This window comes from Acinetobacter sp. ANC 5378 (assembly GCF_013004315.1).
In the GTDB taxonomy this organism is placed as follows: Bacteria; Pseudomonadota; Gammaproteobacteria; order Pseudomonadales; family Moraxellaceae; genus Acinetobacter.
Genome location: NZ_JABERK010000041.1, coordinates 1 through 23,415 on the forward strand (window position 1 = coordinate 1; position 23,415 = coordinate 23,415).

Annotated in this window: 23 protein-coding genes and 1 pseudogene; 13 read left to right on the forward strand and 11 right to left on the reverse strand. The window is 40.2% G+C overall.

Annotated elements, in window-relative coordinates; all coding sequences use genetic code 11:
• Window positions 1-114, forward strand: a pseudogene (locus tag HLH16_RS09250) (IS982 family transposase); the annotation flags it as partial.
• A gap of 133 nt (window positions 115-247) precedes the next feature.
• Here the strand turns inward: HLH16_RS09250 and HLH16_RS09255 are convergent.
• A complete protein-coding gene (locus tag HLH16_RS09255) occupies window positions 248-1,180 on the reverse strand; it encodes a hypothetical protein (protein ID WP_171529108.1) in 933 nt (310 codons plus the stop codon).
• 268 nt (window positions 1,181-1,448) lie between these two features.
• Here HLH16_RS09255 and HLH16_RS09260 point away from each other — a divergent pair, with 268 nt between their 5' ends.
• Both HLH16_RS09260 and HLH16_RS09265 read left to right on the forward strand, forming a co-directional pair.
• Entirely contained in the window at window positions 1,449-1,919 is a 471-nt protein-coding gene (locus tag HLH16_RS09260; protein ID WP_086193613.1) for a YaiI/YqxD family protein, read from the forward strand.
• 12 nt (window positions 1,920-1,931) lie between these two features.
• Entirely contained in the window at window positions 1,932-2,843 is a 912-nt protein-coding gene (locus tag HLH16_RS09265) for a DMT family transporter (RefSeq protein ID WP_171529109.1), read from the forward strand.
• Between the two features lie 4 nt (window positions 2,844-2,847).
• On the opposite strand, the gene HLH16_RS09270 is transcribed toward HLH16_RS09265, so the two are convergent.
• Complete coding sequence (locus HLH16_RS09270; RefSeq protein WP_171529110.1) at window positions 2,848-3,417, reverse strand: PilZ domain-containing protein; 570 nt, start codon at window positions 3,415-3,417, stop codon at window positions 2,848-2,850.
• A 23-nt stretch (window positions 3,418-3,440) separates the two neighbouring features.
• Here HLH16_RS09270 and HLH16_RS09275 point away from each other — a divergent pair, with 23 nt between their 5' ends.
• From HLH16_RS09275 to HLH16_RS09285, 3 genes are all read left to right on the forward strand, one after another.
• Window positions 3,441-4,676: a lipoprotein-releasing ABC transporter permease subunit gene (locus tag HLH16_RS09275; RefSeq protein WP_171529111.1), complete on the forward strand. Its 1,236-nt coding sequence runs from the start codon at window positions 3,441-3,443 to the stop codon at window positions 4,674-4,676.
• Window positions 4,669-5,352: a lipoprotein-releasing ABC transporter ATP-binding protein LolD gene (gene lolD, locus HLH16_RS09280; RefSeq protein ID WP_131291405.1), complete on the forward strand. Its 684-nt coding sequence runs from the start codon at window positions 4,669-4,671 to the stop codon at window positions 5,350-5,352. The genes HLH16_RS09275 and lolD overlap by 8 nt, the downstream gene beginning before the upstream one ends.
• A gap of 85 nt (window positions 5,353-5,437) precedes the next feature.
• Window positions 5,438-7,864 carry a DNA internalization-related competence protein ComEC/Rec2 gene (locus HLH16_RS09285; RefSeq protein WP_171529112.1) on the forward strand — a complete coding sequence of 809 codons (2,427 nt, stop codon included), beginning with the start codon at window positions 5,438-5,440 and terminating at the stop codon, window positions 7,862-7,864.
• Here HLH16_RS09285 and HLH16_RS09290 read toward each other — a convergent pair.
• Window positions 7,861-8,817 (reverse strand): lysophospholipid acyltransferase family protein, encoded by a 957-nt coding sequence (locus tag HLH16_RS09290; RefSeq protein WP_171529113.1) that lies wholly within the window; start codon window positions 8,815-8,817, stop codon window positions 7,861-7,863. The genes HLH16_RS09285 and HLH16_RS09290 overlap by 4 nt on opposite strands.
• Before the next feature lie 130 nt (window positions 8,818-8,947).
• On the opposite strand from HLH16_RS09290, the gene sppA reads away from it, so the two are divergent.
• Together sppA and HLH16_RS09300 are read left to right on the forward strand one after the other, a co-directional pair.
• Window positions 8,948-9,973: a signal peptide peptidase SppA gene (sppA, locus tag HLH16_RS09295; protein WP_171529114.1), complete on the forward strand. Its 1,026-nt coding sequence runs from the start codon at window positions 8,948-8,950 to the stop codon at window positions 9,971-9,973.
• The gene (locus HLH16_RS09300; RefSeq protein ID WP_171529115.1) at window positions 9,970-10,773 is read left to right on the forward strand and encodes an alpha/beta fold hydrolase; all 804 of its coding nucleotides are present in this window, start codon (window positions 9,970-9,972) and stop codon (window positions 10,771-10,773) included. Before sppA ends, HLH16_RS09300 begins: the two co-directional genes overlap by 4 nt.
• An 81-nt stretch (window positions 10,774-10,854) precedes the next feature.
• Here HLH16_RS09300 and purN read toward each other — a convergent pair whose 3' ends face one another.
• Together purN and purM are read right to left on the reverse strand one after the other, a co-directional pair.
• The gene (purN, locus tag HLH16_RS09305) at window positions 10,855-11,484 is read right to left on the reverse strand and encodes a phosphoribosylglycinamide formyltransferase (protein WP_171529116.1); all 630 of its coding nucleotides are present in this window, start codon (window positions 11,482-11,484) and stop codon (window positions 10,855-10,857) included.
• Window positions 11,485-11,494: 10 nt separating this feature from the next.
• Window positions 11,495-12,562 (reverse strand): phosphoribosylformylglycinamidine cyclo-ligase, encoded by a 1,068-nt coding sequence (gene purM / locus HLH16_RS09310; protein WP_171529117.1) that lies wholly within the window; start codon window positions 12,560-12,562, stop codon window positions 11,495-11,497.
• A gap of 134 nt (window positions 12,563-12,696) precedes the next feature.
• Here purM and cxpE point away from each other — a divergent pair, with 134 nt between their 5' ends.
• The 4 genes from cxpE to HLH16_RS09330 all read left to right on the forward strand — a co-directional run bounded on the left by cxpE (window position 12,697) and on the right by HLH16_RS09330 (window position 19,014).
• A complete protein-coding gene (cxpE, locus tag HLH16_RS09315) occupies window positions 12,697-13,917 on the forward strand; it encodes a chloramphenicol efflux transporter CxpE (protein ID WP_171529118.1) in 1,221 nt (406 codons plus the stop codon).
• Window positions 13,918-13,932: 15 nt separating this feature from the next.
• Window positions 13,933-14,637, forward strand: coding sequence for a DnaA regulatory inactivator Hda (gene hda, locus HLH16_RS09320; protein WP_131268040.1), 705 nt, complete (start codon window positions 13,933-13,935; stop codon window positions 14,635-14,637).
• Between the two features lie 118 nt (window positions 14,638-14,755).
• Window positions 14,756-16,552 carry a rhombotarget A gene (rbtA, locus tag HLH16_RS09325; protein ID WP_171529119.1) on the forward strand — a complete coding sequence of 599 codons (1,797 nt, stop codon included), beginning with the start codon at window positions 14,756-14,758 and terminating at the stop codon, window positions 16,550-16,552.
• 29 nt (window positions 16,553-16,581) lie between these two features.
• Window positions 16,582-19,014: a CSLREA domain-containing protein gene (locus tag HLH16_RS09330; protein WP_171529120.1), complete on the forward strand. Its 2,433-nt coding sequence runs from the start codon at window positions 16,582-16,584 to the stop codon at window positions 19,012-19,014.
• Between the two features lie 68 nt (window positions 19,015-19,082).
• Here the strand turns inward: HLH16_RS09330 and HLH16_RS09335 are convergent, their stop codons facing one another.
• The 5 genes from HLH16_RS09335 to HLH16_RS09355 form a co-directional block, all read right to left on the reverse strand.
• Complete coding sequence (locus HLH16_RS09335; protein ID WP_171529121.1) at window positions 19,083-19,490, reverse strand: DUF3106 domain-containing protein; 408 nt, start codon at window positions 19,488-19,490, stop codon at window positions 19,083-19,085.
• Window positions 19,480-19,800, reverse strand: coding sequence for a hypothetical protein (locus HLH16_RS09340; RefSeq protein WP_131291381.1), 321 nt, complete (start codon window positions 19,798-19,800; stop codon window positions 19,480-19,482). The genes HLH16_RS09335 and HLH16_RS09340 overlap by 11 nt, the downstream gene beginning before the upstream one ends.
• Window positions 19,797-20,411 (reverse strand): RNA polymerase sigma factor, encoded by a 615-nt coding sequence (locus HLH16_RS09345; RefSeq protein ID WP_171529129.1) that lies wholly within the window; start codon window positions 20,409-20,411, stop codon window positions 19,797-19,799. The genes HLH16_RS09340 and HLH16_RS09345 overlap by 4 nt, the downstream gene beginning before the upstream one ends.
• A 169-nt stretch (window positions 20,412-20,580) precedes the next feature.
• Window positions 20,581-21,357, reverse strand: a complete 777-nt coding sequence (locus HLH16_RS09350; RefSeq protein ID WP_171529122.1) for a TrmH family RNA methyltransferase — start codon at window positions 21,355-21,357, stop codon at window positions 20,581-20,583.
• 54 nt (window positions 21,358-21,411) lie between these two features.
• Entirely contained in the window at window positions 21,412-22,386 is a 975-nt protein-coding gene (locus HLH16_RS09355; RefSeq protein WP_171529123.1) for a class 1 fructose-bisphosphatase, read from the reverse strand.
• A gap of 187 nt (window positions 22,387-22,573) precedes the next feature.
• Between HLH16_RS09355 and HLH16_RS09360 the strand changes: the two genes are divergently transcribed.
• Window positions 22,574-22,768 carry an NF038105 family protein gene (locus tag HLH16_RS09360; RefSeq protein WP_171529124.1) on the forward strand — a complete coding sequence of 65 codons (195 nt, stop codon included), beginning with the start codon at window positions 22,574-22,576 and terminating at the stop codon, window positions 22,766-22,768.
• Window positions 22,769-22,820: 52 nt separating this feature from the next.
• On the opposite strand, the gene pal is transcribed toward HLH16_RS09360, so the two are convergent.
• Window positions 22,821-23,390, reverse strand: a complete 570-nt coding sequence (gene pal, locus HLH16_RS09365; protein ID WP_171529125.1) for a peptidoglycan-associated lipoprotein Pal — start codon at window positions 23,388-23,390, stop codon at window positions 22,821-22,823.
• Window positions 23,391-23,415 lie beyond the last annotated feature (25 nt).

Consider the following 23,415-nt stretch of genomic DNA (forward strand, 5'->3'; position numbering starts at 1 on the left):
CATCGGGCTATTTCCGGTTTCCTAGCAGGCATATTTTCTTCTCTATGTGCCTATCAACTCTGTCAGAAGAATAAGCCAAAAATTCATGTCGTTAGAAATTTAGCTTATCCGTAACTAGGGTTAAATATAATGTTTGACTGTGGATAAACATGAAGCATCATTTGAAACCAGATAATAAAAAACCGACATAAAAAAAGCAGCTAAATCGTGAGATTGATTATCAAAATATTGAGCTGCTGTTTGTAGCTTACTGTTTTTTAGAATGAATATTGACTTGAATCCACAGATTGCCTCGAATAAATTGACCAATCTGGAAGTCTTTATAGGCTGCATTCTGGGTTGCAATACGGATCAGGGTTGCTTCTTGATTGTCATCATGAATTAAGGCCACATCATAAAGCGTGTAGTCTTGCTCCATAAAGGACATTGACGTTTTACCGACAATATTACCCTGGAACCAGGCTTCATCTTCTTGGCCCATATTTTCACCATAAAGATAAGCCACCATTTTTGAGAAATCGACGGTGACCGGTGCTTTATCATCTTCCGATTTAGGCTCCCAGGCATCAATTTGTTCTTGCAAATTGGCAGGGGCAACGCCGTCATTGGCCGCTAAAATATCATTTAAAGCACGATGGTGCTTAATGGAAGCAGGATCATCGACCACCAGTTGTTCATGGTCGGAAACCGCTTCAAGTTCATAAGCCCATGCATTTAACTGAGCCAGATAGGTTTGACCTTTTTCATAGTGTTCATGATTCACGCTATAGAGGGTATCAAAGGCATAAACAGTGGTATTTGCACCTAGGTTTAAGCGTAAAACAGCCTGCGTATTGGATTTACAGCTAATAATACGTTCAATTTTGGCCTCAACTTTATACGGGCCTTCGAAACTTGGAAAAGCAGTTTTCACCGCTTGTGGCTTGTTATTTTCAACCGCAATCACTTGGTTTATTTGTACCGCTGCTTTCTTTGGTCCTTGAATGAGCCATGTGGTTTCGTCCATGTCACATTCTTCGGCACACAAACCCATTGGCATAACCGGTGCATTCAGCGCTAGACCAAGCCACTTTGGCACATCTGTCGTTGGGTTGTCTGTGAGTAAATTCCAGTGTTCAACATGGCTGCCAAAGTTTTGATCTTCAATGGTGATAATTTCTGGTCTATTCTGATTTTTCATATTCACAATTGATGTTGGGTTGTATTTGTATATTAAATCGAGGGTTATTTTAAAATTTCAAGTCATCTGGCTAAATTTAACCATCAAATTATGAGAAAAGTGCTCAATACCCATACTAAGAGCTGCTTGTATTAGAAAACCTAGGTATAAAAACCAGGTTCATCGCATTCAAATATCAGGTAGGGAATTGACGCAATGGATTTATCCATCCTCTTGTCATACGAATTTGTTAAACTAGCTCTTAATATTTTCTTGCTATGGATGCTTTGTGCTGCCATTTAAACTTTGGGTCGATGCCGATGCATTACCTAAAATTCTACGTGAAGTCATTATTCGCGCTTCAGATCGTTATCAGTTAGAAGTCACTTTTGTCGCCAATCAAAATGTCGGGATTACTCCTTCAGTTCGAATCAATTCCATTCAGGTGATGAGTGGGGCGGATGCGGCCGATAAAGAAATCATAGATCGCATGAAAGAGCATGATATTGTGATGACCCAAGACATTCCGCTTGCAGCGCTTGTGATTGAAAAGGGCGGTATTGCAATTCATCCACGCGGTGAGGTTTATACCACGGCGAATGTAAAAGCCCGTCTGCATTTACGTGATTTTATGGATTCATTACGCGGGGCAGGTGTCAACACTGGTGGGCCACCGCCGATTTCTGAGCGCGATAAACGTGAATTTTCCAGTTCCCTCGATCAAACCATCCAGAAACAGAAACGTAAAACTGCACTCTAAGCTGAGCCCCATATGCCTTCTAAAGCCAATATTGTTTCAACCTATGCCTTATTGGTATTTATTTGGGCCACGACACCACTGGCTATTGTGTGGAGTGTCTCTGACCTGCATTTAATGTGGGCATTGGTGCTGCGGTTTTTTATTGCCTTACCCCTTGCAGTCGTATTATTGTTGATTCTAAAGGTTAAATTTCCCATCAACCAAACTTCTTGGCATAGCTATTTGGCCGGGTCGTTTAGTTTAATCGGATCGCAGATTTTCACTTATATTGCGACCAGCTATTTAAGCTCAGGCATTATTGCCCTGATGTTTGGTTTGGCACCGATTATGGCGGGTCTGATTGGACGCTTTGGCTTTAAACAGCGTTTAAGTCGCTTACAGTGGCTGGGCATGTTGATTGCAGTTGCAGGCTTGGCCATTATTTGTTTTGGCGGTGAAAATCAACATGTCAATCCCATTGGTATTGGCCTCATGTTGCTGAGTGTATTTACCTATGCTTTATCGATTTTTTGGGTCAAGAAAGTGAATGCGAATATTGATCCTGTGGCACAGGCAACCGGTTCTATTTTTGTTTCAACTGTAGCTGCAATCTGTATTGTACCTTTTATCTGGCAATATGCACCCACCCATATTCCTAATGCCAAGTCATTATTGGCACTGCTTTATGCTGTGATAATGGCATCACTGATTGCAATGTTCTGCTATTTCAAATTGGTGCAAAATATTCAAGCGACAACTTTGTCATTAACCACGGTGATGACCCCGATGATTGCTTTATTTATTGGTGCGGTACTGAATAACGAGTCATTATCGGCAATGGTTTTTGTCGGGGCATTTATTTTATTGTTTGGCTTGTTTGTCTATTTTTATCGTGACCTTAAGGCGAGTCGTAAGCTCGCCCACAAGATTAAATCGGGCATTTAAATTTTTAATCTTTAGTCTTGCTTACCGTAATACATTCGCTCAGTTTAACCCGATCTTGTGGATGTAAGGTAATGAAATAGGCGCCAGTACGGAATTTACCATTCTCTTCAGCTCGGCTATAAACCACTTGTGCAGTTGCTGCAATATGAAAGAAATTTTCAGGGTGGCTTAAGGTCACATGAATATAGGTTCCTTCCTGAATTGGATGCTCATTAAAGAAACTGAACCCGGTTTCTGAAAAATTGACATTTTCAGGGACGGGTAACATGGATTGTACAATTGCATCGTACAAAGAACCGGTAATAAGGTTTAATTTTTGATTGAATAAGGATAAGATTCGAGCAATTTGTTGATCTCTTTCAGATAATTGTTCTAATTCGTAGTTTATTGCATGATCAAATTGATCTAATTCTGCGAGTAGTAGAAAATAGCGTGGCAGTACAAAGTTAGGATCGTAAGGGTCATTAAACGCGACATCATTAGAAATAATCTGATAATTAATTCGCAAGGCAGCATCTATACGCGACATAACGCGACGTTCCATGTTGCCGCTTTGATGCTGTAAATTTTCCATAATTATTCCTCGGACTAAATGGTATGTTTAAACCAATTTCGCTGTATATAGGGTTGAGATATACTCGCGCACGGCGTAGTAACCACTTTATTTCTTTTATTGCTCTGGTTTCTATGATCGGCCTCACATTAGGTGTAGCCGTCCTCATTACAGTCTTATCTGTGATGAATGGCTTTGACCGAGAACTGAAAAACCGCGTCTTAGGAATGATACCTCAAGCTACTGTTTCTTCAACACAAATTTTAACAAATTGGCCTGAACTTGCAAGAAAAGTTGAACAACATGAGCATGTTAAAGGCGTAGCACCATTTACCCAGTTACAGGGGATGCTTACAGCGCAAGGACAGGTAGCTGGAATCATGGTCACGGGGATTGAACCTTCCTATGAAAAGAAAGTTTCGATCATCCAAGATCACATGATTGCAGGCAGTATTGATAGCCTGAAAAAAGGTGAATTTGGCATTGTTCTAGGTAAACAAATGACCGATTCACTCGGTCTAGGCTTAAATGACAATATTACTTTAGTCCTTCCAGAAGCAACGCCATCACCAGCCGGTGTAGTGCCGCGTTTCAAGCGTTTTAAAATTGTCGGGATTTTCAGTATTGGGGCAGAAGTCGATTCAATGATGGGCTATATCGCCTTGAATGATGCTTCGACCCTGTTACGCTTGCCCGATGGTGCTCAAGGTGTCCGTTTAAAACTGGATGATATCTTCCTTGCACCTGAAGTTGCGGATGATATTGTCAAAGACTTGCCAAGCAATTTCTATGCATCGAACTGGACGTTTACCCATGGTAATTTGTTTAGTGCCATCCAGATGGAAAAAGCCATGGTCAGCTTGCTTTTGTTCCTGATTGTTTTGGTGGCTGCATTTAATATCGTGTCATCACTGGTGATGGTGGTCACGGATAAAAAATCCGATATTGCGATTCTGCGTACCCTAGGTGCTTCACCTGCGACCATCACTCGCATTTTTATGGTGCAAGGGACAATCATCGGGGTGATTGGTACCGTTTCTGGTGCCATTCTCGGGATTATTTTTGCTTCAAGTATTAGTGGTGTGATTGGCTGGCTCAATACCACATTTGGTTTGAACCTGTTTGATGCTTACTTCATTAATTATTTACCGTCGTATTTGCGCTGGCAAGATGTGGTTGTCATTGTGTGTTTATCATTACTTTTAAGCTTTCTTGCAACTATCTACCCAGCTTTGCGTGCTGCTAAAACTCAACCTGCAGAGGCCTTACGTTATGAGTAATATTGTCCTCGAAGCGAAAAATATCTCGAAAAGTTTTACTGATGGCAAAACCACAGTAGAAGTGATCAAGGACTTGTCTTTACAAGTTAAAGCAGGTGAGTTTGTTTCGATTGTCGGTTCAAGTGGTTCGGGTAAAAGTACCTTGTTGCATGTGTTGGGTGGTCTGGATTGCCCTACAGCAGGACAAGTCTTTTTAAACGGCAAGCGCTTTGATAATCTGGGTGAAGCTGAACGGGGTTATTTACGGAATCAGCATTTGGGTTTTGTTTACCAATTCCATCATTTATTGCCTGAATTTACCGCCTTGGAAAATGTCGCAATGCCGCTGATGCTACGGGCAGGAACCAACTATAAGCAGTCGAAAGAGCAAGCAGAATACTTGCTGAATCGCGTCGGATTGTCGCACCGTATGACCCATAAACCGGGCGAGTTGTCTGGTGGTGAACGTCAGCGTGTGGCTTTGGCGCGTGCTTTGGTGGCTAAGCCTGAACTGATGCTGGCCGATGAGCCGACGGGGAACTTGGACCGTAAAAATGCAGTAAAAATTTTTGAACTGCTCAGTGAATTACGCAGCGAATTCAATATGGCGATGCTGATTGTGACCCATGATGAACAATTGGCTCAAACCGGTGATTCGATTTTGCATATGCAAGATGGTGTCTGGATTGATGCTTAGACACTGATCGACAAATTAAAAAATTGATTGAAGCTCACTGCGGTGGGCTTTAATATTGCACAAAATAAAAAAACTTATAAAAATAATGATTCAATTAATCTGTGTGGGCTGGATCATCGGTATTGCGAGCATGGGAAAAACTTTTCCATTTTTGCAGTCTTTACTGATTCCTTGTATTGCTCTTTTCATTCTGTTCTTGCTTTTAAAGCTCACTATTTTAAAACAAGCTCACTCTTTGTGGTTTAAATTTTTACAGCTCTGTATAGGATTCAGCCTGGGCATTACGCTTGGCTATAGTTATGCCTATCATCAACTCAATGACCGTTTACAGTTTCGAGAGAAGCAGGCTGAACCAGTTGAAGTAGTTGTTCATGTTAAAAACATCAATCAATTGGGCGATCAAACGATACAACAAAAAATACAGGTGTTGAATCGACATGCTGAAGTTGTGCAATGGCAGGCATTTTTAAAACATGAAATAGATGCCCATCATCAACCTGTACTTGAACTGGGTCAATATTATCGTTTGCAGGGGAAACTTCTGCCGGCGCATAGCTATGCAACGCAAGGTGTTTTTGATCAAGAGCAATGGTATGTCCAGCAAAATATTATGTCGGGCTTTAAAGTGATCTCGGTACAAAAGCTGTGTGAGCAAGATATTTCTGCTTTGGGGTATGGTCGATATGTAAGGCAACAGCATTCTTTTTCAAATCAGATCCAACTGTGGATGGAACAACAACGCCTAGCGCTACGAAATTTTATTGATCAGCAGCCTGTAAAGCATAAAGGGCTACTTTTGGCTTTGTTAACAGGAGATAAAAGTTTACTCAAACCCGAAACTGAACAGTTATTTCAGCGCTTTGGCATGAGCCATTTGCTGGCAATATCAGGACCACATGTGCTGATTTTTGCGTTATTAGTATGTTGGAGCTTGCATCAATTGATTTGCCGCTATTGTCCAAAAGCTTATTTAAAGTGGCCAAAGCAATATCTATTGATTTTGCCTTTTTGTATTTGCGTGCTGTTGTATTGTGCTTTTGTGGGGTTTGAAATTCCAGCCCTCAGAACTTTGCTCACGTGCTTATTGATCAGTGGATTTGTACTGTTCCAACAGAAAGTTCAACCTTTAAGTATTTTGCTGTTTAGTGCTTCAATTTTATTGATATTTGACCCGTTTAGTATTTTATCGGCTGCGTTCTGGCTGTCCTATGGTGCATGCTTTGTGTTGTTACGTATTTATCAAACTGTGCAACAGCAAAGTCATGCTGAAGAAATTAAGACCAATGTTCAGGCGGTTAAAACCCAAGTTAAAATTTTAATCGAATCACAGTGGAAAATCTTTCTGGCCTTATTTCCATTGATGCTGGTTTTCTTTAAACAGGTGGCCTGGATTACGCCATTGAGCAATTTATTCGCCATTCCATGGATTGGTATCGTGATTGTTCCCTTAGATGTGATCGCGGCATTGTGCTATTTCATTTTTGAGCCTTTGGGAAGTCTGATTTTCCAAATCAATGATGAGGGTATTTCAGCTTTGCTTATTTTGATGCAGGGTTTAGAACATCTTTTTTCACCTGCATTACAACCGATGGCGATGAACATTTGGGTGTTGCTGAGTTTATGCCTAGGGTTAATGATTCTGTTTTTACCGCGTGGTGTAGTATCCAAAACCTGGTCAGTATTATGCTTTGTGCCTTTAATAATGATTGATTCGAGTCAAAATGAGTTTGAGTTGACAGTATTGGATGTCGGGCAGGGACAAGCGATTTTTATCCGTGATCAAGAACAGACACTGATGATTGATACGGGTGGAAATTATGATGAAGCTAAATTTAGCGTAGGCAAGCAAATCATTTTGCCCTTTTTATCGGTGAATGGTGTGGGCGAGTTGAACCAACTGATTTTGACCCATCTAGATCAGGATCATAAAGGGGCTTATGAGTCGATTAAACATGCTTTACCCATTAAAAATATATATTCAAATGAACAGGTTGAGGTCACTGATTCCAGCCAGTTTGATTATTGTCGTCAAGGTCAAAAGTGGCATTGGAGCGATCAAGTTGCTCTTACCATTTTGTCACCCAAAGCAGAGCAGTTGGGAAATGCTAAAGATGAAAAAAATGAAATGTCCTGTGTGGTTTATTTACAGGTAAAAAATGCCCAACCTTATCAAAATTTTTTATTGATGGGAGATGCCGGTTGGTCAACTGAATATCAGATTCTAAAGGATTATCCTGATTTAAAAGTCGATGTTTTGGTTTTGGGACATCATGGCAGTCGACATAGCTCTGCCTATCATTTTTTAAAGCAATTGAATCCAAAAATGGCGGTGGCGTCAGCAGGCTTTAATAACCGCTATGGGCACCCAAGCGTGGTTGTTGAATCCCGCTTGAAAGAGTTAAAAATTCCGCTCCTTACCACGATAGAACATGGGAGTATTCGTTTTTTCAAACACAAAAGCATCATGGCTATTGAGTTTGAACGTGATTCAAAACAATGGTTAAAGCCCTAAGCTATTTCAGCCTGAGTTGCTTTCGCTCGAACTTCTGCAACCAATTTGAGTGCTTCATCTGTATTTAAGTGATAAATATTTTTTAGCTCTGAATTGGCTTTAAAGCGCTTATAACTCCAGTGATAATGTTCTGGATAACGGCGAATTAAATTTTCGATAGCTTCGAAAATAACAGCGGTACCATCATTGGCATTGCCTTGGTAAATACGATCATCAATAGGCTCGATGTGCATATCAAAACCATGATTATCATTACGCAGCGCATATAAAAATAAAGTTTTGGCTTTGGTTTTTTGAATTAGTTTGGCACTTAAATTACTGGTGGCCAGAGGAACTCCAAAATAAGGAATCATTTCTCCACCAACATTTGGGGTATGGTCTGGCAGAATCACCGTGGTACCGCCTTGTTTTAGCGCTTTAAAAATTTGTCTTACCCCGGATTCATCGGTAGGAACCAAGTTGGCTTGTTCACGGCTACGGGCTGCACGTACAAATTGATTGGCTGATTCATTTTTGACAGGTTTATACAAAATGGTCATTTGAGTGAATTGAGCCAAGTAGGCATTCATGATTTCCCAAGTGCCAAAATGCGGGACAATCAGTACCAAGCCTTCAGGTGTTTTAAGGGCATTTTGAAGCAGTTGTTCACCGCTAATGGAATCAATACGTGAAATATTTTTATTGGTACTTGCACCCCAGATGCTGAAAAATTCAAAATATGAGGTCAATTCATTACGAATGGCGTGTTGAATAATTTGCTCATGTTGTTCGGACGTTAATTCTGGCAGTGCAATTTGAAGATTAAGGCGGATTGTATCTGACGTTTTTGATAGTTTGAGTAAATTTACTAGACCTGCCAAAGCTCGGGCAATAAATCTCGAAATTTGAATAGGTTGTCGACTTACAAATTTGAGTAAGCGATACGTCGTATTAGATGGGGTAGTGTCAGTCATCGCCTATCGTCAATGTAGATATAGAGTCAAAAAGTGAAAATATTATAGGCGAAAATAGATTGTTTAGGCAGATTTCTCTGATGCAGTGTATATAATGAGTTCAATTTAACTCATCCTTGGATTATTTTCCATGTCCGATTGGCCACCAAAACCAGAAAATGAAGTTCAGAATACACAACATAACTCGCAAAACATCACTGGCAAAGAATGGCATATTTTAGAAAAAGCTGTTTTAGCCTCGGTAGAAGAGCAGCGCCGTGCACGTCGTTGGAGCATATTTTTTAAATTTCTCACTTTTGCTTATATCCTTTTTATTTTAGTGGCCATGGCAAAAAGTTGCAGTACCTCATCCACCGATCCAACGGCAACGACCAGTTCGCATATTGCAGTAGTGGATATTATTGGCACCATTGCTGCAGATAAACAAAGCGTCAATAGCACTGATACAGTCAAAGCATTAAAGAAAGCCTTTGAAAGCAAACAAAGTAAAGCTGTAGTGTTAAATATTAATTCACCAGGGGGTTCACCGGTTCAGTCGGATGAAATCTGGCAAGAAATCCAGTATTTGAAAAAAGCACATACCGGTAAAAAACTGTATGCAGTGATTGGTGATACCGGTGCTTCAGGTGCATATTACATCGCTTCTGCTGCCGATGAGATTATTGTTAATCCATCAAGTCTGGTCGGGTCTATTGGGGTAATTATGCCGAACTATGGTGTGAATGGCTTGATGAAAAAGTTGGGTGTTGAAGACCGCACCATGACTTCAGGTGAAAACAAAGCATTGCTTTCCATGACTCAACCGGTTGATCCTGCACAAAAAGCCCATGTACAAGGCGTACTTGATAATGTCCATGAACATTTTATCAATGCAGTAAAACAGGGTCGTGGTAAGAAGTTGAAATCTCAAGATCCAGCAATATTCTCTGGTTTATTCTGGACAGGCGATCAAGCAGTGAAATTGGGTATTGCAGATCGTACTGGCAGCTTAAATACGCTGAAGCGCGAATTAAAAGTGGAAAAAGCAGTGAATTACACCATTGAATATAATCCTTTCGATTCAGTACTTGGACGTATCGGAAGCGCTATCGGTCAAGGTTTTGCAACTTCACTTTCACAGCAAGTGCAATCTGAACAAACGACCAAATTACAATGAAGCCATTGATCCATTTTGCGCACGCCAATGGCGTGCCATCAAAAGTTTATCAAAAACTGTTTGATTTACTGAAAGATGAATACGACATTATGTATGTACCATTGCTTGGGCCAGATAAACGCTACCCCATTGATAACCATTGGGAAAGCCTGACTAATCAAGTTATTGATAGTATTGTACGTCAAGCCCAAGGTCGTCCAGTGATTGGACTCGGGCATTCATTGGGTTCTGTACTGACCTTTCAGGCGGCGTTAAAACGTCCTGAACTGTTTGAGCAGGTCATTATGATTGATCCGCCCTTAATTATGGGCAAAGATGCATTTGCTTTGCACGTGGCCAAAACCTTAAAGCTGAAAGCCGTAGATAAGATGTCGCCGGCATCTTTATCCTTACGTCGCAGAGATCATTGGGAAAGTCGTGAACAGGCAGCTGAATTGCTTCGTCCTAAAGGCTTTTATCAACATTTTGATGAAACCTGTTTCCAAGCCTATATCGATCATGCTTTAACGGAAGACAAAGTGCGAGGCGGTGTGGAGCTGACCATTTCCAAGATGGATGAGGTAAATATCTTTAGAACCAATCCATCCTTATGGTGGCTGCCGCAGCCGAAACCTCAAGTGCCTGTCCAGTTGGTGATGGCTGAAAAAGGGCCATTTATTGAGCGCGGCTTTCCGCAAATAGCGAAAAAGAAGTTTGGTATTCCTTATACGGTTGTTCCGGGGAGTCATATGTTTCCACTTGAAAAACCGCTCGAAACTGTAGAGTTAATTAAGCAATTGATTCAACAGCAGTCAGCCTAATTTCTGAGGCAGTTGATGAATAGAAAACCAAGCAATAAAAAACGCATCCTAGGATGCGTTTTTTATTGCATAAAATTCGGTTTAAAGCTTACAAAATTGAACCGGTTCCTGCATCGCTTGACCACGATATAATACACCTTGTTCAGTATATTGAACTGTTCCTGTACAGATCCATTCCACCACTTGCGGGTAAATGACATGTTCAAGTACATGAACGCGATTCGCTAAAGAACTTACATCATCACGCAAATTTACTTTTAGTACACCTTGAGCTAATGCCTGACCGGCATCCAGCTCAGCAGTGACATAATGAACCGTACAGCCATGCAAAACATCACCGGTGTTGAGTACACGTTGATGAGTATGCATGCCTTTGTAATTTGGTAAGAGAGAAGGGTGGATGTTGAGCATTTTCCCTTCCCATGCTTTGACAAATTTGGCACTCAAGATGCGCATAAAACCTGCAAGAACAACCAAATCAACATCCCAATCCAGTAATTGTTGATGCATCACATCATCAAAAGCTTCACGATTCGGATATTGTTTGTGTTCAATAACGGCAGTTTGAATTCCTGCTTTTTTAGAACGTTCTAAAGCATAAGCTTCAGGCTTATTGGAAATCACCCCAACAATTTGACCTGACAGATTGGCATCAATCAGGGCTTGCAAGTTACTTCCACTGCCTGAAACGAGGACAGCAATTTTGATCATGTGCTGTTCTTTATGCAAAAATTACGCGAATTTTTTCATCAGCACCGGCAACAGATTCAGCATTGTCTTGGATATGACCCATCGTCCATGCTTTTTCGCCAAGACTTGTTAGCAATTCAACAGTTTTGTCAGCTTCACTCGCATCAACAACAATCACCATGCCTACGCCACAGTTAAATGTGCGGTACATCTCAAACTGTTCAACACCGCCTTCACGTTGAAGAAGTTTGAACAATTCTGGCCATTCCCAAGATGCTTCATTCACGACAGCTTGAGCACCGTTTGGAAGTACGCGAGGTAAGTTACCAGGTAAACCACCACCAGTGATATGTGCCATAGCGTGAACATCAACTTGTTTGCAAAGTTCAAGCAATGGTTTTACGTAAATGCGTGTAGGTTCCATTGCCACGTCGGCAAGTGGGCGACCATCCACGATTTGTGTTAAATCAACGTTTTTCACGTCTAAAATTTTACGAAGTAAAGAGTAACCGTTTGAATGAGCACCAGAAGAAGCCACACCAATCAATACGTCACCAGCTTTAACTTTGGTTCCATCAATAATTTTGCTTTGCTCAACTACACCCACGCAGAAACCTGCAAGGTCGTAATCTTCACCTTCATACATGCCTGGCATTTCAGCAGTTTCACCGCCAACCAATGCACAGCCTGCAAGCTCACAACCTGCACCAATACCTGTCACGACATTTGCAGCGACATCCACATTTAAGTGACCAGTTGCATAGTAGTCGAGGAAGAATAATGGTTCAGCACCACATACAAGAAGATCGTTTACACACATTGCAACCAAGTCCTGACCAATCGTGTCATGACGGTTCAAATTGAGTGCTAAACGTAATTTTGTACCAACACCATCTGTGCCAGATACGAGAACAGGTTCTTCATAACCTTTAGGGATTTTACAAAGAGCGCCGAAGCCGCCTAATCCGCCCATGACTTCAGGACGTGAGGTACGCTTAGCGACAGATTTGATTCGATCGACAAGTGCGTCGCCCGCTTCAATGTCGACACCCGCATCTTTATAGCTTAAACCAGTGTTTGGGGAAGTTGAGTTGCTCATAATGAAGTCTCCGCATTCGCGCCGCGATTATACCCGAATATACGAAACTCTTATGTTATTTATGCGCTAAAATGCTATCTTTATTCAAATATTTTACTTTCTATAACGAATAAACCGAAAAAAGGCGAATTTGCATGGTGGATCGTACCTTACGTCGCATTTTTATACTCTCAGGAATTGCATTAATCCTTTGGGTTTTATATCTGCTTAAACCAGTGGTATTACCTTTTATAGCTGCATTTTTGGTGGCTTATTTATTTAGCCCGTTGGTGGATAAACTTCATAAGATCGGTTTGCCACGTTGGTTGTCCATTAGTATTGTCTTTGTTGGCATTGGCGTGGTTCTTACCTTGGCCATGTGGTATTTGGTACCCCTCGTTTGGCAACAGCTGATGTATGCGCGAGACAGTATTCCAGCAGGAATTCATTGGTTAAATTACACCTTTTTACCTTGGGTTTCGCAAACTTTTAGTGTCGATCCGATGGAAATCGATACGCAGCAAATGTCGACTGTGGTCATGGAATATATTCAGACCAATTATAGTGCTGATAGTATTCAGGCAATGTTGTTAAAAGTCGCTCAATCGGGTCTGAATTTCATACAAATTGGCGGAACGGTTGTTCTGATTCCAATTATTGCATTCTATTTCCTGTTAGATTGGGATCGTATGCTCGAGAGTTTCCGTCGTTTAATCCCTCGTCCTTATGAGAAAAGTACTTTACACATTGTAGGTGAATGTCACAGTGTATTAGGTGCCTTTGTTAAAGGTCAGTTTTTGGTGATGTTTCTGCTCGGTACGGTGTACGCAGTCGGCTTACAAGTGATTGGTCTTGAAGTGGGACTGATTATTGGAATGGTTGCGGGACTGGCGAGTATTATTCCCTATTTAGGATTTGCTGTTGGGATTATAGCTGCTGTCATTGCAACACTATTCCAGTTTGGTATTGATTGGATGCAACTGGTCTTGGTAGGCGTTGTCTTCATGATTGGCCAGGCCATTGAAGGTTATGTTCTGCAACCTTTCTTACTCGGTGATAAAATTGGTTTATCTCCTGTGGCAGTGGTCTTTGCGGTATTGGCAGGTGCGCAGCTTGCTGGTTTCTTGGGAATGTTGATTGCTTTACCGGTTGCAGCGATTATTGTCGTACTGTTACGTCATGCACGCGACTGCTATGAGAAGAGCCGTATATATGGGCACTCTTCCGTGATAATACAGGATGCTGGAGCAGGATCAATTTCGATTGAAACGGATCAGCTAGATGTCGATATTGAATTGAAAAATCAAGAATCAAAATGTCTGCAAGATGCTGAAAAATCGAGTAAGATTGAATTGATAGACAATAAAGAACCTTGAGGTCAAAACACATATATGCGTCAACTGCAATTAGATATAGAACCTCAACTGGATGCCCGAATTAGTGATTTTTCGGGTCCGAGTTGGGGGCATGTCATTGATGCAGTTCGACAGCTTCATGCCGGTTTAATAAACCGTTTTTATGTGTATGGTGGTGCGGGTTCAGGTAAGAGCCACTTGCTTTCTGCCATTTGCGATTCTTATTTAGAGGTTGGTAAGTCTGCAATTCAAGTTTCATTACTGGAATTGCTTGATGCACCAACTGAAGCAATTACCTCATTAGATCAATATGACCTTGTGGCATTGGATGATATCGAAGCCATTAGTGGTGTTCCACATTGGCAAAAAGCAGTTTTTCATTTAATTAACTATAATAATGAAGGTGGTGGGCAGTTAGTTTTCTCTTCCCGTGTTGCACCCATTGAATTAAAACTTGAACTTCCAGATTTACAGTCACGTTTGACTCAAGCGGTGAGCGTTAAAGTACCGACAGGGAGTTTATATGCAGATCGCTATGCACTAGTAACTTCTGTATTAACACGTCGCGGAATTCACATTGATCAACAAATTATCGATTATTTGTTGCTGCATGGGCCTCATCAAACCTCTATTTTACTACAAACTTTAGAACAATTAATCCAGCTGTTAAAAGGTGAAAAAACAAAAATCAGTCATGCCAATTTAAGACAAATTTATGCGTTAATTGATGAATATCGGTAAATAATAAAAAATCTTGAGTAATTACTCTAGCTGTGACAAAGTACAGAAAAATAATTCGATGTTGCAGGGAATGTGCAACTTAAGAATAAAAAAGATAAAAGAATATAAGGAGAAAGATATGCTCAAACGGAGCATAGGCATAGGGATGCTGTGTCTAGCAGGACATGCTTATAGTGCAGAAATCACCGTCACCATTACAGATGATATCACCAAAGATGATAGTGAATGTTCATTGCGTGAAGCCATTGAATATGTCAATAAAGGCATGCCTGAAGCAGGTTACATGGGCTGTGGCGGTAAAAATGCTTTGTCGATAATTCTATTAGACAAACAAAAAACTTATACCCTGAACGCTAAAGTGGATGTGAAAGCAAGTCTGGCCTTAAAAACTTATTATGACACCACAGTGACTGAAGAAGCGATTGCGGGCTTGAATAATGCGGTCATTAAAATGGCAGGCAAAGATCAAATTTTTAATATTGACCATGATCCGAAAGATTTAGCTTTGATCACCATCAAAGAAGTGAGCTTTGAAGGTTGTAACAAAAGTATTTGCGCCGACAAAGGAGGGATTTTCTATAACAATGAACGTTTGGTCTTGCAATATGTCAAACTCTCTGGCGGTAATGCACGTTTAGGGGGGGCAATTTATAATGTCGGTGAGAGTAGTGCAACACAAAACTACATTAGCCAAGTCGCGATTAGCGACAGTATTTTGGAAAATAATACAGCCGTTACAGGCGCAATTTTGTATAGTCAACGACCGGCATTTACACTGAGCAGTGTTGTCTTTAAAAATAACAATACGACTTCAGGTGCTGCTAATATTTTTAGTGAAAAACCTATTGCTGATGTTACTCTGCTAAACGATAAAAATATAAATAAACTCAGCAATAGTACATTTTTAAATAACAGTGGTTATATCATTAATATTCTTGATGGTATTGCTGTAAATAATGTGACGATTGTAGGTAATCAGGCAGGTGTACAATTCGATTCACAAGAAGGCTACGGTTATCTTGCCAACAGTATTGTGGTGGGAAATGGTAGCGGCACGAATTGCCAATTTACCGCAGATGATAAGACATTAATACAAAACAATTTAGTGGGGAGTGAGTGTAAGAGTGGCGATGCCAAATATCCAAATGAATTTTGGGATGGTAGCAAACTTTTTGCCGGTAACAGTAGTGAAGGCAGTTGTAAATCGTTAATTGAAGATTCAGATGCTTTACTGTGTCCATACAGCACACCGAAAAATACCTTCTTGGGCTATATTCGCCCGCGTATTTTACTCAGTGCTAAAAATATGTTTGATACCTTGATTTTGAATAAAGGTCGTCTAGATTTGTCATTAGACAGCACACAGTTGATGTGTGAAACCATGGATCAACGTAATAAGAATCGAACAACGGATAATAGCTGGTGTGACCGTGGCGCAATTGAAATTGTTGTACCGAGCTCTAAATCGCGTATTGGACAAGATTTAAAAGTAGGCGAAGTTGCTAAGCTAAATATCTTAGAATATTTGGGTGACAGTGACTTATACCCAAAAGAAAAATGCGAAAGCTTACTTAACATGAAAAATCCAGCAGGCGGTGAATGGCAAGATGGTTGTGCCTACATCGATCAAACTTTAACAAAGTCAAAAGGAACCCTGACTTTAGATATCGATGGTAATTTAGTTTATACCCCAAATAGTAATTGGCATGGTGCAGATATTTTTAACCTTCAAATTGTCACATCATCGACACATTTCAATGAAAACAAAAAATATATGGTGCTTGAAGCCTATATGGTGCAAGAACCGAACAATGAATTTGAAGATAAATCTGTAAAAACCTCGGGTGGGGCATTCGGATTGTTCGGCTTATTTGCTGTATTGGGACTGGTGGGTATACGCCGCTTTAAAAAATAAAAAATAAAAAATAAAAAAAGGGAAAAGTGATGCACACTTATAAAAAAGGATTGCTCTGTGTCATGGTTTTATCTGCAATGTCATTGATGGCAGCTGAAGATGGAACCATTTATGTCACAACATTTGCAGATGAAAATGGTGAAAATGCCAATGCTTGTTCATTGCGTGAAGCGATTATCACGGCAAAGAAAAATGCAGCTTATGGCGGGTGTACACCAGGCAACACGGTGTTTGGTCAAACTGACTATATTCAACTTGAAGCCGGTAGATATAAATTGGATTCAGAGTTAGCACCTGAATCGAGGGTAATTATTAACGGCGCATCGCGTGAAAATTTTAAAGAAAAGAATAAATTGACCCAGACCTATCCAGCATTGGAAGGTATTAAAACCATGATTAGTGGTGAAGGGCGTACACGGATTTTTAACACCAGTAAAACTGAAATTAGCTTTACCCTCAATAATATTCAGCTTGAAAATGGCTATGCTGGTACTCAGGCTGGGCAAAATGGTCGTGGTGGTGCGGTACTGATTGGCGGAGATTTAATCTTTAAGAATGGTGCGATTGTCAATTCTAAAGCAGAGGTTGCAGGTGGTGCAATTTATAATGTTGCACTGAATAGTGAAAAGAAAATATCCGTTAATGGCAGTTTAATTCAAGGCAACACTGCAGCAAAAGGTAGTGTGATCGCGATGGACTGCTACGGCAATTTGGACGATACCAAACCAGTCGTTTATTTTGAGCGCAACAGTATTATCAACAATGGTTCAAGTAGTAGTTTAAGTGCTTTTGATTTCTGTGGTTCAGCAAAAGTTGATTTAATTACCAACACCATTGCGCAAAATAAAGCCAGTACCAGCAATGGTAGTATTTTACGTATGGTCACAGAGGGCTTAAATCGCTTAAGTCCTTTTTCAACGTTTAAAATCAAAAGTAATACCATTGTTGAAAATGAAGCGCACAGTACTTTGCTCTATGATGAGAATGGCAGCAAATATGTCGATTTTAACGTTTTGGCTTTTAATCAAGGTGGTAAATCGTGCCGCTACTATTCTGATACAGGCGTGCCAAAAGAAAATATCGTATTTATTTTGGCAAAAAATGCTTTAAATTTAGGTACTGGCTCAGATCAGTGTATGCTACCTAAAAGTAGTTTAGATGCCACAACGATAAACTCGAAAAATATTGATGTATCGACTACAAGTTTCTCGACTCTACTTTCTGAGCTGATTCCTACATCCCCATATAACACGTTCTTGCCGCTGTATTATCCACGCAATAATCAAACAGCGACGGATTTAGTCGATGTGAACAGCAGTGGTTGTAGTGATTATGATCAACGACTTCTAGAACGTGATGATGATATAGTTTTACAATTAAATCCTGATCTACAAAGTAGTTGTGATATTGGTTCTGTTGAGCAAATGAACCTAGCGGCTGTTGATATTTCTGATCTTAAAAATTCATCTTTGGTGACTTTGCTAGACTACTATCAGAAAAATATTGATGAGTTGAAAGAATTAATTACTGAAAGTACTGAAAAAAAAGAAGATGTTGAAGATTTTAAGGAAGAGTTAGCGAACTTCGAAAACCTGCTTAAATACACCAAGCAGTACCAAAAATATCGTACGATTTATTTTAATCCGTTTGAGCTTGCGATTGCAGGCGAAGAGCGTGTTCCAGACAGTAAAAATGAAGAATATCGAATTAAAGTATTAGATACCAAGCATTACGATATTATTGCAGAGCCTTTTGGAATTGGTGTACTGACCGTTAAAGATGGTCAGCCAGTACTGAATGGTTCAATGAATGACTTAAAGTGTGAGTGGAAAGCTGATCTGAAACGTATCATGATCTATCGTAGCAGTGGGGCACTTTTAGAAAATGGTGATAATGCATATTGTAAATACACGATTAAAGAAAAAGCTGGCACAGCACAAGAGTCATCAGGCATTTTAAAAGTCAGCTTTACCAATATTGCACCTATTGCTACAAATGATAATTATGCTTTAGATGCAAGTCAGTATCTAACCGTGAGTGTAAACCCACTAGAAAATGACAATGATGATGGGGATGGTCCGATTTCGACTGTGACGAAACTGAAAGCTATTTATCATCAAAATGATGCAGGACAAGATATTCCAATCCGTTTTCCTGAATTACCTGCAGGTTTAATTATGAAAGCTGAGCATGAGGGACCTTGTCCTGAAGCATATATCCGTGAGACCTGTTATGGTGGAAAAATTCAATTTACCGTAAAAAATGCTTATAGCCAGTTTGATTACCCAATTCGATATGCAATTTTTGACGCAGATGGTGGAATTTCCAACGAAGCAATATTGTTATTGAAAAATACAGCAAAAGACACCAACTCAAGTAGTAGCGGTGGTGGATCATTTGGTATTTATGGTCTATTTGCACTTATTGGATTAGGTTTGTACCGACGTAAAATGAAGACGTAAAATGAAATAAAACTAAAAAAAGCCTCGAAAGAGGCTTTTTTTATGGGTGCTGTTGAGTATTTTGAGCATTAATGATGAGTAATATTGGGCTGTTGCAAATATTTAGTGATGTATTCATCACGAATAGCGGGTCTTTCTTCAGCGGTCGCTTTTTGCATACGGCTGCCTAAATCTTTACGCTCTTGGCTACTCATTTTTTGCCAGGTTTCTCGCATTTTTTGCTTTTCTTGCTCGGGTAGTTGGGTAAACCAATCCATACGTTGATGCAAAGCTGTACCTTGTGCTTCAGGTAATTCCTTTAGCGATTGATAACGCTGAATAAGGGCGCGTTGTTCAGCATCTGACAGAGTTTCCCAGGTTTCTGCCAATTGAGTGTCCGCATCTTTAGAAAAAATCCAAAAACGTTCAAAACCAGCGAAACTGGTTTGTAGAAATCCGAGTGCACAAAAAGCAAATGCTAATCTTTTAGCTGCCATGTGGAACTTTGTCCTCGCCTAAAACCATTAACATCTCCAAATCTTCAACCATTTGGGGTGATAATTTTGGAGTAACTACAACTTGATTCTGAGGCTTGTCAGCCATTTCAATAGAATTTGGGAAGACCACGAAACCTGCAATTGCCGCAGCCAGTGCAAATCCTGACATTTTCCAAAGTCCGTAACGGGAAGTGTCCCGGTCTTGAATTTCTTCAATAACATGATTCATCACAACAGGTTTGTCTTTATGATGTTGTGCGAGTCCATCGAGTTTGGAAGTAACTTGTTTTAAGAAATCATCTTGTTTCATTCGGATGACCCTCCAGAATATGGATTCAAATGTGCCAACGAGTTCCTAAGACCTTGAATAGCACGGTGATAATGCGTTTTTACACTACCTTCACTGCATTCCATGATTTGTGCAGTGGTGTGTGTATCAAAACCTTCCCAAGCACGCAGCATAAAAGCTTGTTGCTGCCGAACGGGAAGCTTGGAAATGGCTTCCTGTATTTCTTCAGCAGTGACGGCTTGATCAAGAAAATCGAATGGACTAGGGGTACTTTCATCGACAATATCATTCAGTTCAATATCGTCGTCATCGAGACTGACCTTTTTAAAAAATGAAAAAGGTTGCGCTCGACGGACTTCTTTTCTACGCCAGTCTTGTAGTTTATGGTTCAAAATGGTGTAAAACAGGGGATACCATTCATCAGTCGGCTTTTCGGCATATGTTTTATGCAAGGAAATAAATGCTTCTTGCACTAAATCCATCGCAATGCCTTGTTGACCTTGAGTAGCACTTTCCATCATGACTAAGGCACGTCCAGTCACATCCTGCATGAAAATTTTCAGGCGTTGTTCAGCCGTACTCTTCAGAGTACTCAAATTTTCCGCATGAGACTGTTTTGGTGCTGAATCCATAGAGATGGAAAATCCTGTCATTGGATATCCACCATTATTTCCATTTTCATGTATATATAACGTTGGAAATAATGGTTTGGTTGACAAAAAAACTTATTATTTTTCTAGTGTAATCTATTTTTAAACATCAACGCGTGACGGTTAAAATAAAGTAACGAAAGAGAAAGGATTATAAACGCTGACGAACCATCTCAAAGAAACAGACCGAACCGGCAATTGCAACATTCAAGGATTCTTGTCCACCAGGCTGCGGAATAGAAACTGCTTGTCCATGTGCAAGAGCATAATCAGAAACCCCTTGACCTTCGTTACCGAGGATCCATACACAAGCTTTCTTTAAGTCTTTTGAATATAAACTTTCTGATTCATGTGAACTGGTGACATACACAGGAATTTTAAATTTATCTAAAAGATCTTCTAGGGCAATATTTTCATAGGTATGCAATGAAAAATGTGCACCCATGCCTGCGCGTAATACCCTTGGTGACCACAGTGATGCTGAACCTTTGGTACACACAATTTGTTGAATACCGGCTGCAGCCGCAGAACGAATTAAAGTGCCGACATTGCCTGGATCCTGGATATTTTCCAAAATTAAGGTATCTGCCGTGAAGTCTAAGGCGTGGCTTGAACTGGGTAAATCAACAATTGCCAGGCAAGCGAGTGTCGTGCCTAATGTGCTTAAATCTTTATATAAAGATTCACTAATGACAAATACCGCACCTTGGTATTGTTCTGCAATAAGATCGAAATCTGGGTGAGCTAAAGCATGTTCAGTGGTGAAAATAGATTTAATTTTTCGATCTTCTGCCAACCATGAAAGGCATAAATGCGTACCTTCAAGAACAGTTTGACCTTGCTTTTTACGATACGAGTTTTGGTCGATTAAGCCACGTAAGTGCTTAATTTTAGGATTATCTTTAGATTCTAGAAAAATAGTAGGCATGGGAGAGTAAATCCACGGAAGTAAGCAGTAAGCACTTACTTCCGCTATAAAAAATTAATTATGGTAGTGAGTAACTAAGTCAACTTCGTTTTTAGAACCAATGACAACAGGAACACGTTGATGTAGTTCAGTCGGTTGAATATCAAGAATACGAACGCGGCCCGTAGTAGATGCACCGCCGGCTTGTTCCATCAACATACTCATCGGATTAGCTTCATACATTAAACGAAGACGACCGGCTTTTTTCGGATCTTTGGTGTCGTATGGATATAAGAAAATACCGCTGCGGCAAAGGATACGGTGAATATCACCCACCATACAAGCGACCCAACGCATATTGAAGTCTTTGCCACGAACAGAAGTTTTACCGTCCTGAAGTTCACCAATGTAGCGTTTTACTGGCTCTTCCCAATGACGCTGATTTGATGCGTTGATGGCATATTCTTTGGTATCAGCAGCCACTTGAATATCTTTAGAAGTTAACAGGAATTCTTGAGTTTCTGGGTCGAAAGTAAAGAATACAACACCCGCACCGACAGTAAGCGCCATCATGGTCGATGGACCATACAATACATAACCCGCAGCTACCTGGTTTGTACCTGCCTGCATGAAGTCCTCAGCTTTGGTCACTGCATTTTTAGCAGGCAAAATTGAGAAAATTGTGCCGACACACATATTGATGTCAATGTTGCTTGAACCATCAAGTGGATCGAACAATACCAGGAACTCACCATTTTCTTGTGCAGGGGTAAATTCATCGAGTTCTTCAGAAGCCAAACCACCCACATGTGGATGAACTTTTAAAGCATCAATCAAGTAGTCATTCGAAATAACGTCAAGTTTCTTTTGTTCTTCACCTTGTACGTTTTCGTGTTGCGCACTACCCAATACACCCGCCAAAGCCCCTTTTTGTAATAACTGATCAATGTCTTTGCATGTATTACCAATTGTTTCAATAACTTGAGCAAGTTCAGGTGTTAAATTCCCTGTTTTTTGTTCTAGAAATTGGGAAAGGGTGAGGTATGACATGACAGGAAAACTCCAATTAGAAAATGATAAAAAATTATCAAAAGAATATGGGGACTCATTTTAGATGAGAACGCAGCAAAAGGACAATTAAACTCGACTATTTGTCGTGATTTTACTCTTGTAAGTTTTGTGGAAAATGCTATGTTGAGGGACAGAGGGTATTAAAAATCGTGATAGGAGCACAGTTATGACAACGCAAAAGTTTGATGCGACTCCAACGCCAAATGAAGCTATGAGTTTAGATGATATTTCTGATGAGAAAGTGAAAGAAGCTTGGAAAGCTTATGAAGCGAAACCAGAATATAAAAAATTCAACAAGCATGATCTCATAGAATCCATGCACAGCTCGAAAGATGAAGCTACAGAATCTGAAAAAGCTTAAACCATAAAAAAGCGCTCAATCAATAAGTTGAGCGCTTTTTTTATTCAAGCCATTATTTTAATAATGGTGGAACAGCTTCGTAGTTCAGTTCTACGCGGCGGTTTTCTTTCCATGCATTTTCATCATGACCTGCATTAATTGGCATTTCTTTACCATAGCTCACAGCTTCCAATTGAGTTGCAGAAACGCCATTGGTAATCAGGAAGCTTTCTACCGCTTTAGCACGACGTTCACCCAAAGCCATGTTGTACTCACGTGTGCCACGTTCATCAGTATGACCGGTTAAAGCCACTTTCGAATTTGCATTGGCAACAAGAAATTGTGCATGTGCTTGCAGGGTTTGATAGTCTTCGTTAGAAAGATCGCTGCTGTCATAGTCAAAGTGAACAACACGTTTTGCCAAGAATGCTTTATTTGCTGCAGTTACACCTTTTGAAGAAGCACCTGCCAGGTTTTGCGCATTTAGAGCCGCATCTTCACTTAAGCCCTCAGTACTTACTGTACTTGCTTCAGATGGATTTTGACCTGCTTGAATTTCAGCAGCAGGTTTACGGCTGGCACAACCAGTCATCACTAATGCTGTTGCAAGAACAGGAAGGACTAATAATTTAACTGCTTTCATCTTTATCTCCATGATCATCATTGCT

Coding starts and splice junctions, on each gene's coding strand:
- HLH16_RS09255 (WP_171529108.1), bottom strand. CDS start 1,180: ATGAAAAATCAGAATAGACCAGAAATTATCACCATTGAAGATCAAAAC.
- HLH16_RS09265 (WP_171529109.1), top strand. CDS start 1,932: ATGCCTTCTAAAGCCAATATTGTTTCAACCTATGCCTTATTGGTATTT.
- HLH16_RS09270 (WP_171529110.1), bottom strand. CDS start 3,417: ATGGAAAATTTACAGCATCAAAGCGGCAACATGGAACGTCGCGTTATG.
- HLH16_RS09275 (WP_171529111.1), top strand. CDS start 3,441: ATGTTTAAACCAATTTCGCTGTATATAGGGTTGAGATATACTCGCGCA.
- lolD (WP_131291405.1), top strand. CDS start 4,669: ATGAGTAATATTGTCCTCGAAGCGAAAAATATCTCGAAAAGTTTTACT.
- HLH16_RS09285 (WP_171529112.1), top strand. CDS start 5,438: ATGATTCAATTAATCTGTGTGGGCTGGATCATCGGTATTGCGAGCATG.
- HLH16_RS09290 (WP_171529113.1), bottom strand. CDS start 8,817: ATGACTGACACTACCCCATCTAATACGACGTATCGCTTACTCAAATTT.
- sppA (WP_171529114.1), top strand. CDS start 8,948: ATGTCCGATTGGCCACCAAAACCAGAAAATGAAGTTCAGAATACACAA.
- HLH16_RS09300 (WP_171529115.1), top strand. CDS start 9,970: ATGAAGCCATTGATCCATTTTGCGCACGCCAATGGCGTGCCATCAAAA.
- purN (WP_171529116.1), bottom strand. CDS start 11,484: ATGATCAAAATTGCTGTCCTCGTTTCAGGCAGTGGAAGTAACTTGCAA.
- purM (WP_171529117.1), bottom strand. CDS start 12,562: ATGAGCAACTCAACTTCCCCAAACACTGGTTTAAGCTATAAAGATGCG.
- cxpE (WP_171529118.1), top strand. CDS start 12,697: ATGGTGGATCGTACCTTACGTCGCATTTTTATACTCTCAGGAATTGCA.
- hda (WP_131268040.1), top strand. CDS start 13,933: ATGCGTCAACTGCAATTAGATATAGAACCTCAACTGGATGCCCGAATT.
- rbtA (WP_171529119.1), top strand. CDS start 14,756: ATGCTCAAACGGAGCATAGGCATAGGGATGCTGTGTCTAGCAGGACAT.
- HLH16_RS09330 (WP_171529120.1), top strand. CDS start 16,582: ATGCACACTTATAAAAAAGGATTGCTCTGTGTCATGGTTTTATCTGCA.
- HLH16_RS09335 (WP_171529121.1), bottom strand. CDS start 19,490: ATGGCAGCTAAAAGATTAGCATTTGCTTTTTGTGCACTCGGATTTCTA.
- HLH16_RS09340 (WP_131291381.1), bottom strand. CDS start 19,800: ATGAAACAAGATGATTTCTTAAAACAAGTTACTTCCAAACTCGATGGA.
- HLH16_RS09345 (WP_171529129.1), bottom strand. CDS start 20,411: ATGGATTCAGCACCAAAACAGTCTCATGCGGAAAATTTGAGTACTCTG.
- HLH16_RS09350 (WP_171529122.1), bottom strand. CDS start 21,357: ATGCCTACTATTTTTCTAGAATCTAAAGATAATCCTAAAATTAAGCAC.
- HLH16_RS09355 (WP_171529123.1), bottom strand. CDS start 22,386: ATGTCATACCTCACCCTTTCCCAATTTCTAGAACAAAAAACAGGGAAT.
- HLH16_RS09360 (WP_171529124.1), top strand. CDS start 22,574: ATGACAACGCAAAAGTTTGATGCGACTCCAACGCCAAATGAAGCTATG.
- pal (WP_171529125.1), bottom strand. CDS start 23,390: ATGAAAGCAGTTAAATTATTAGTCCTTCCTGTTCTTGCAACAGCATTA.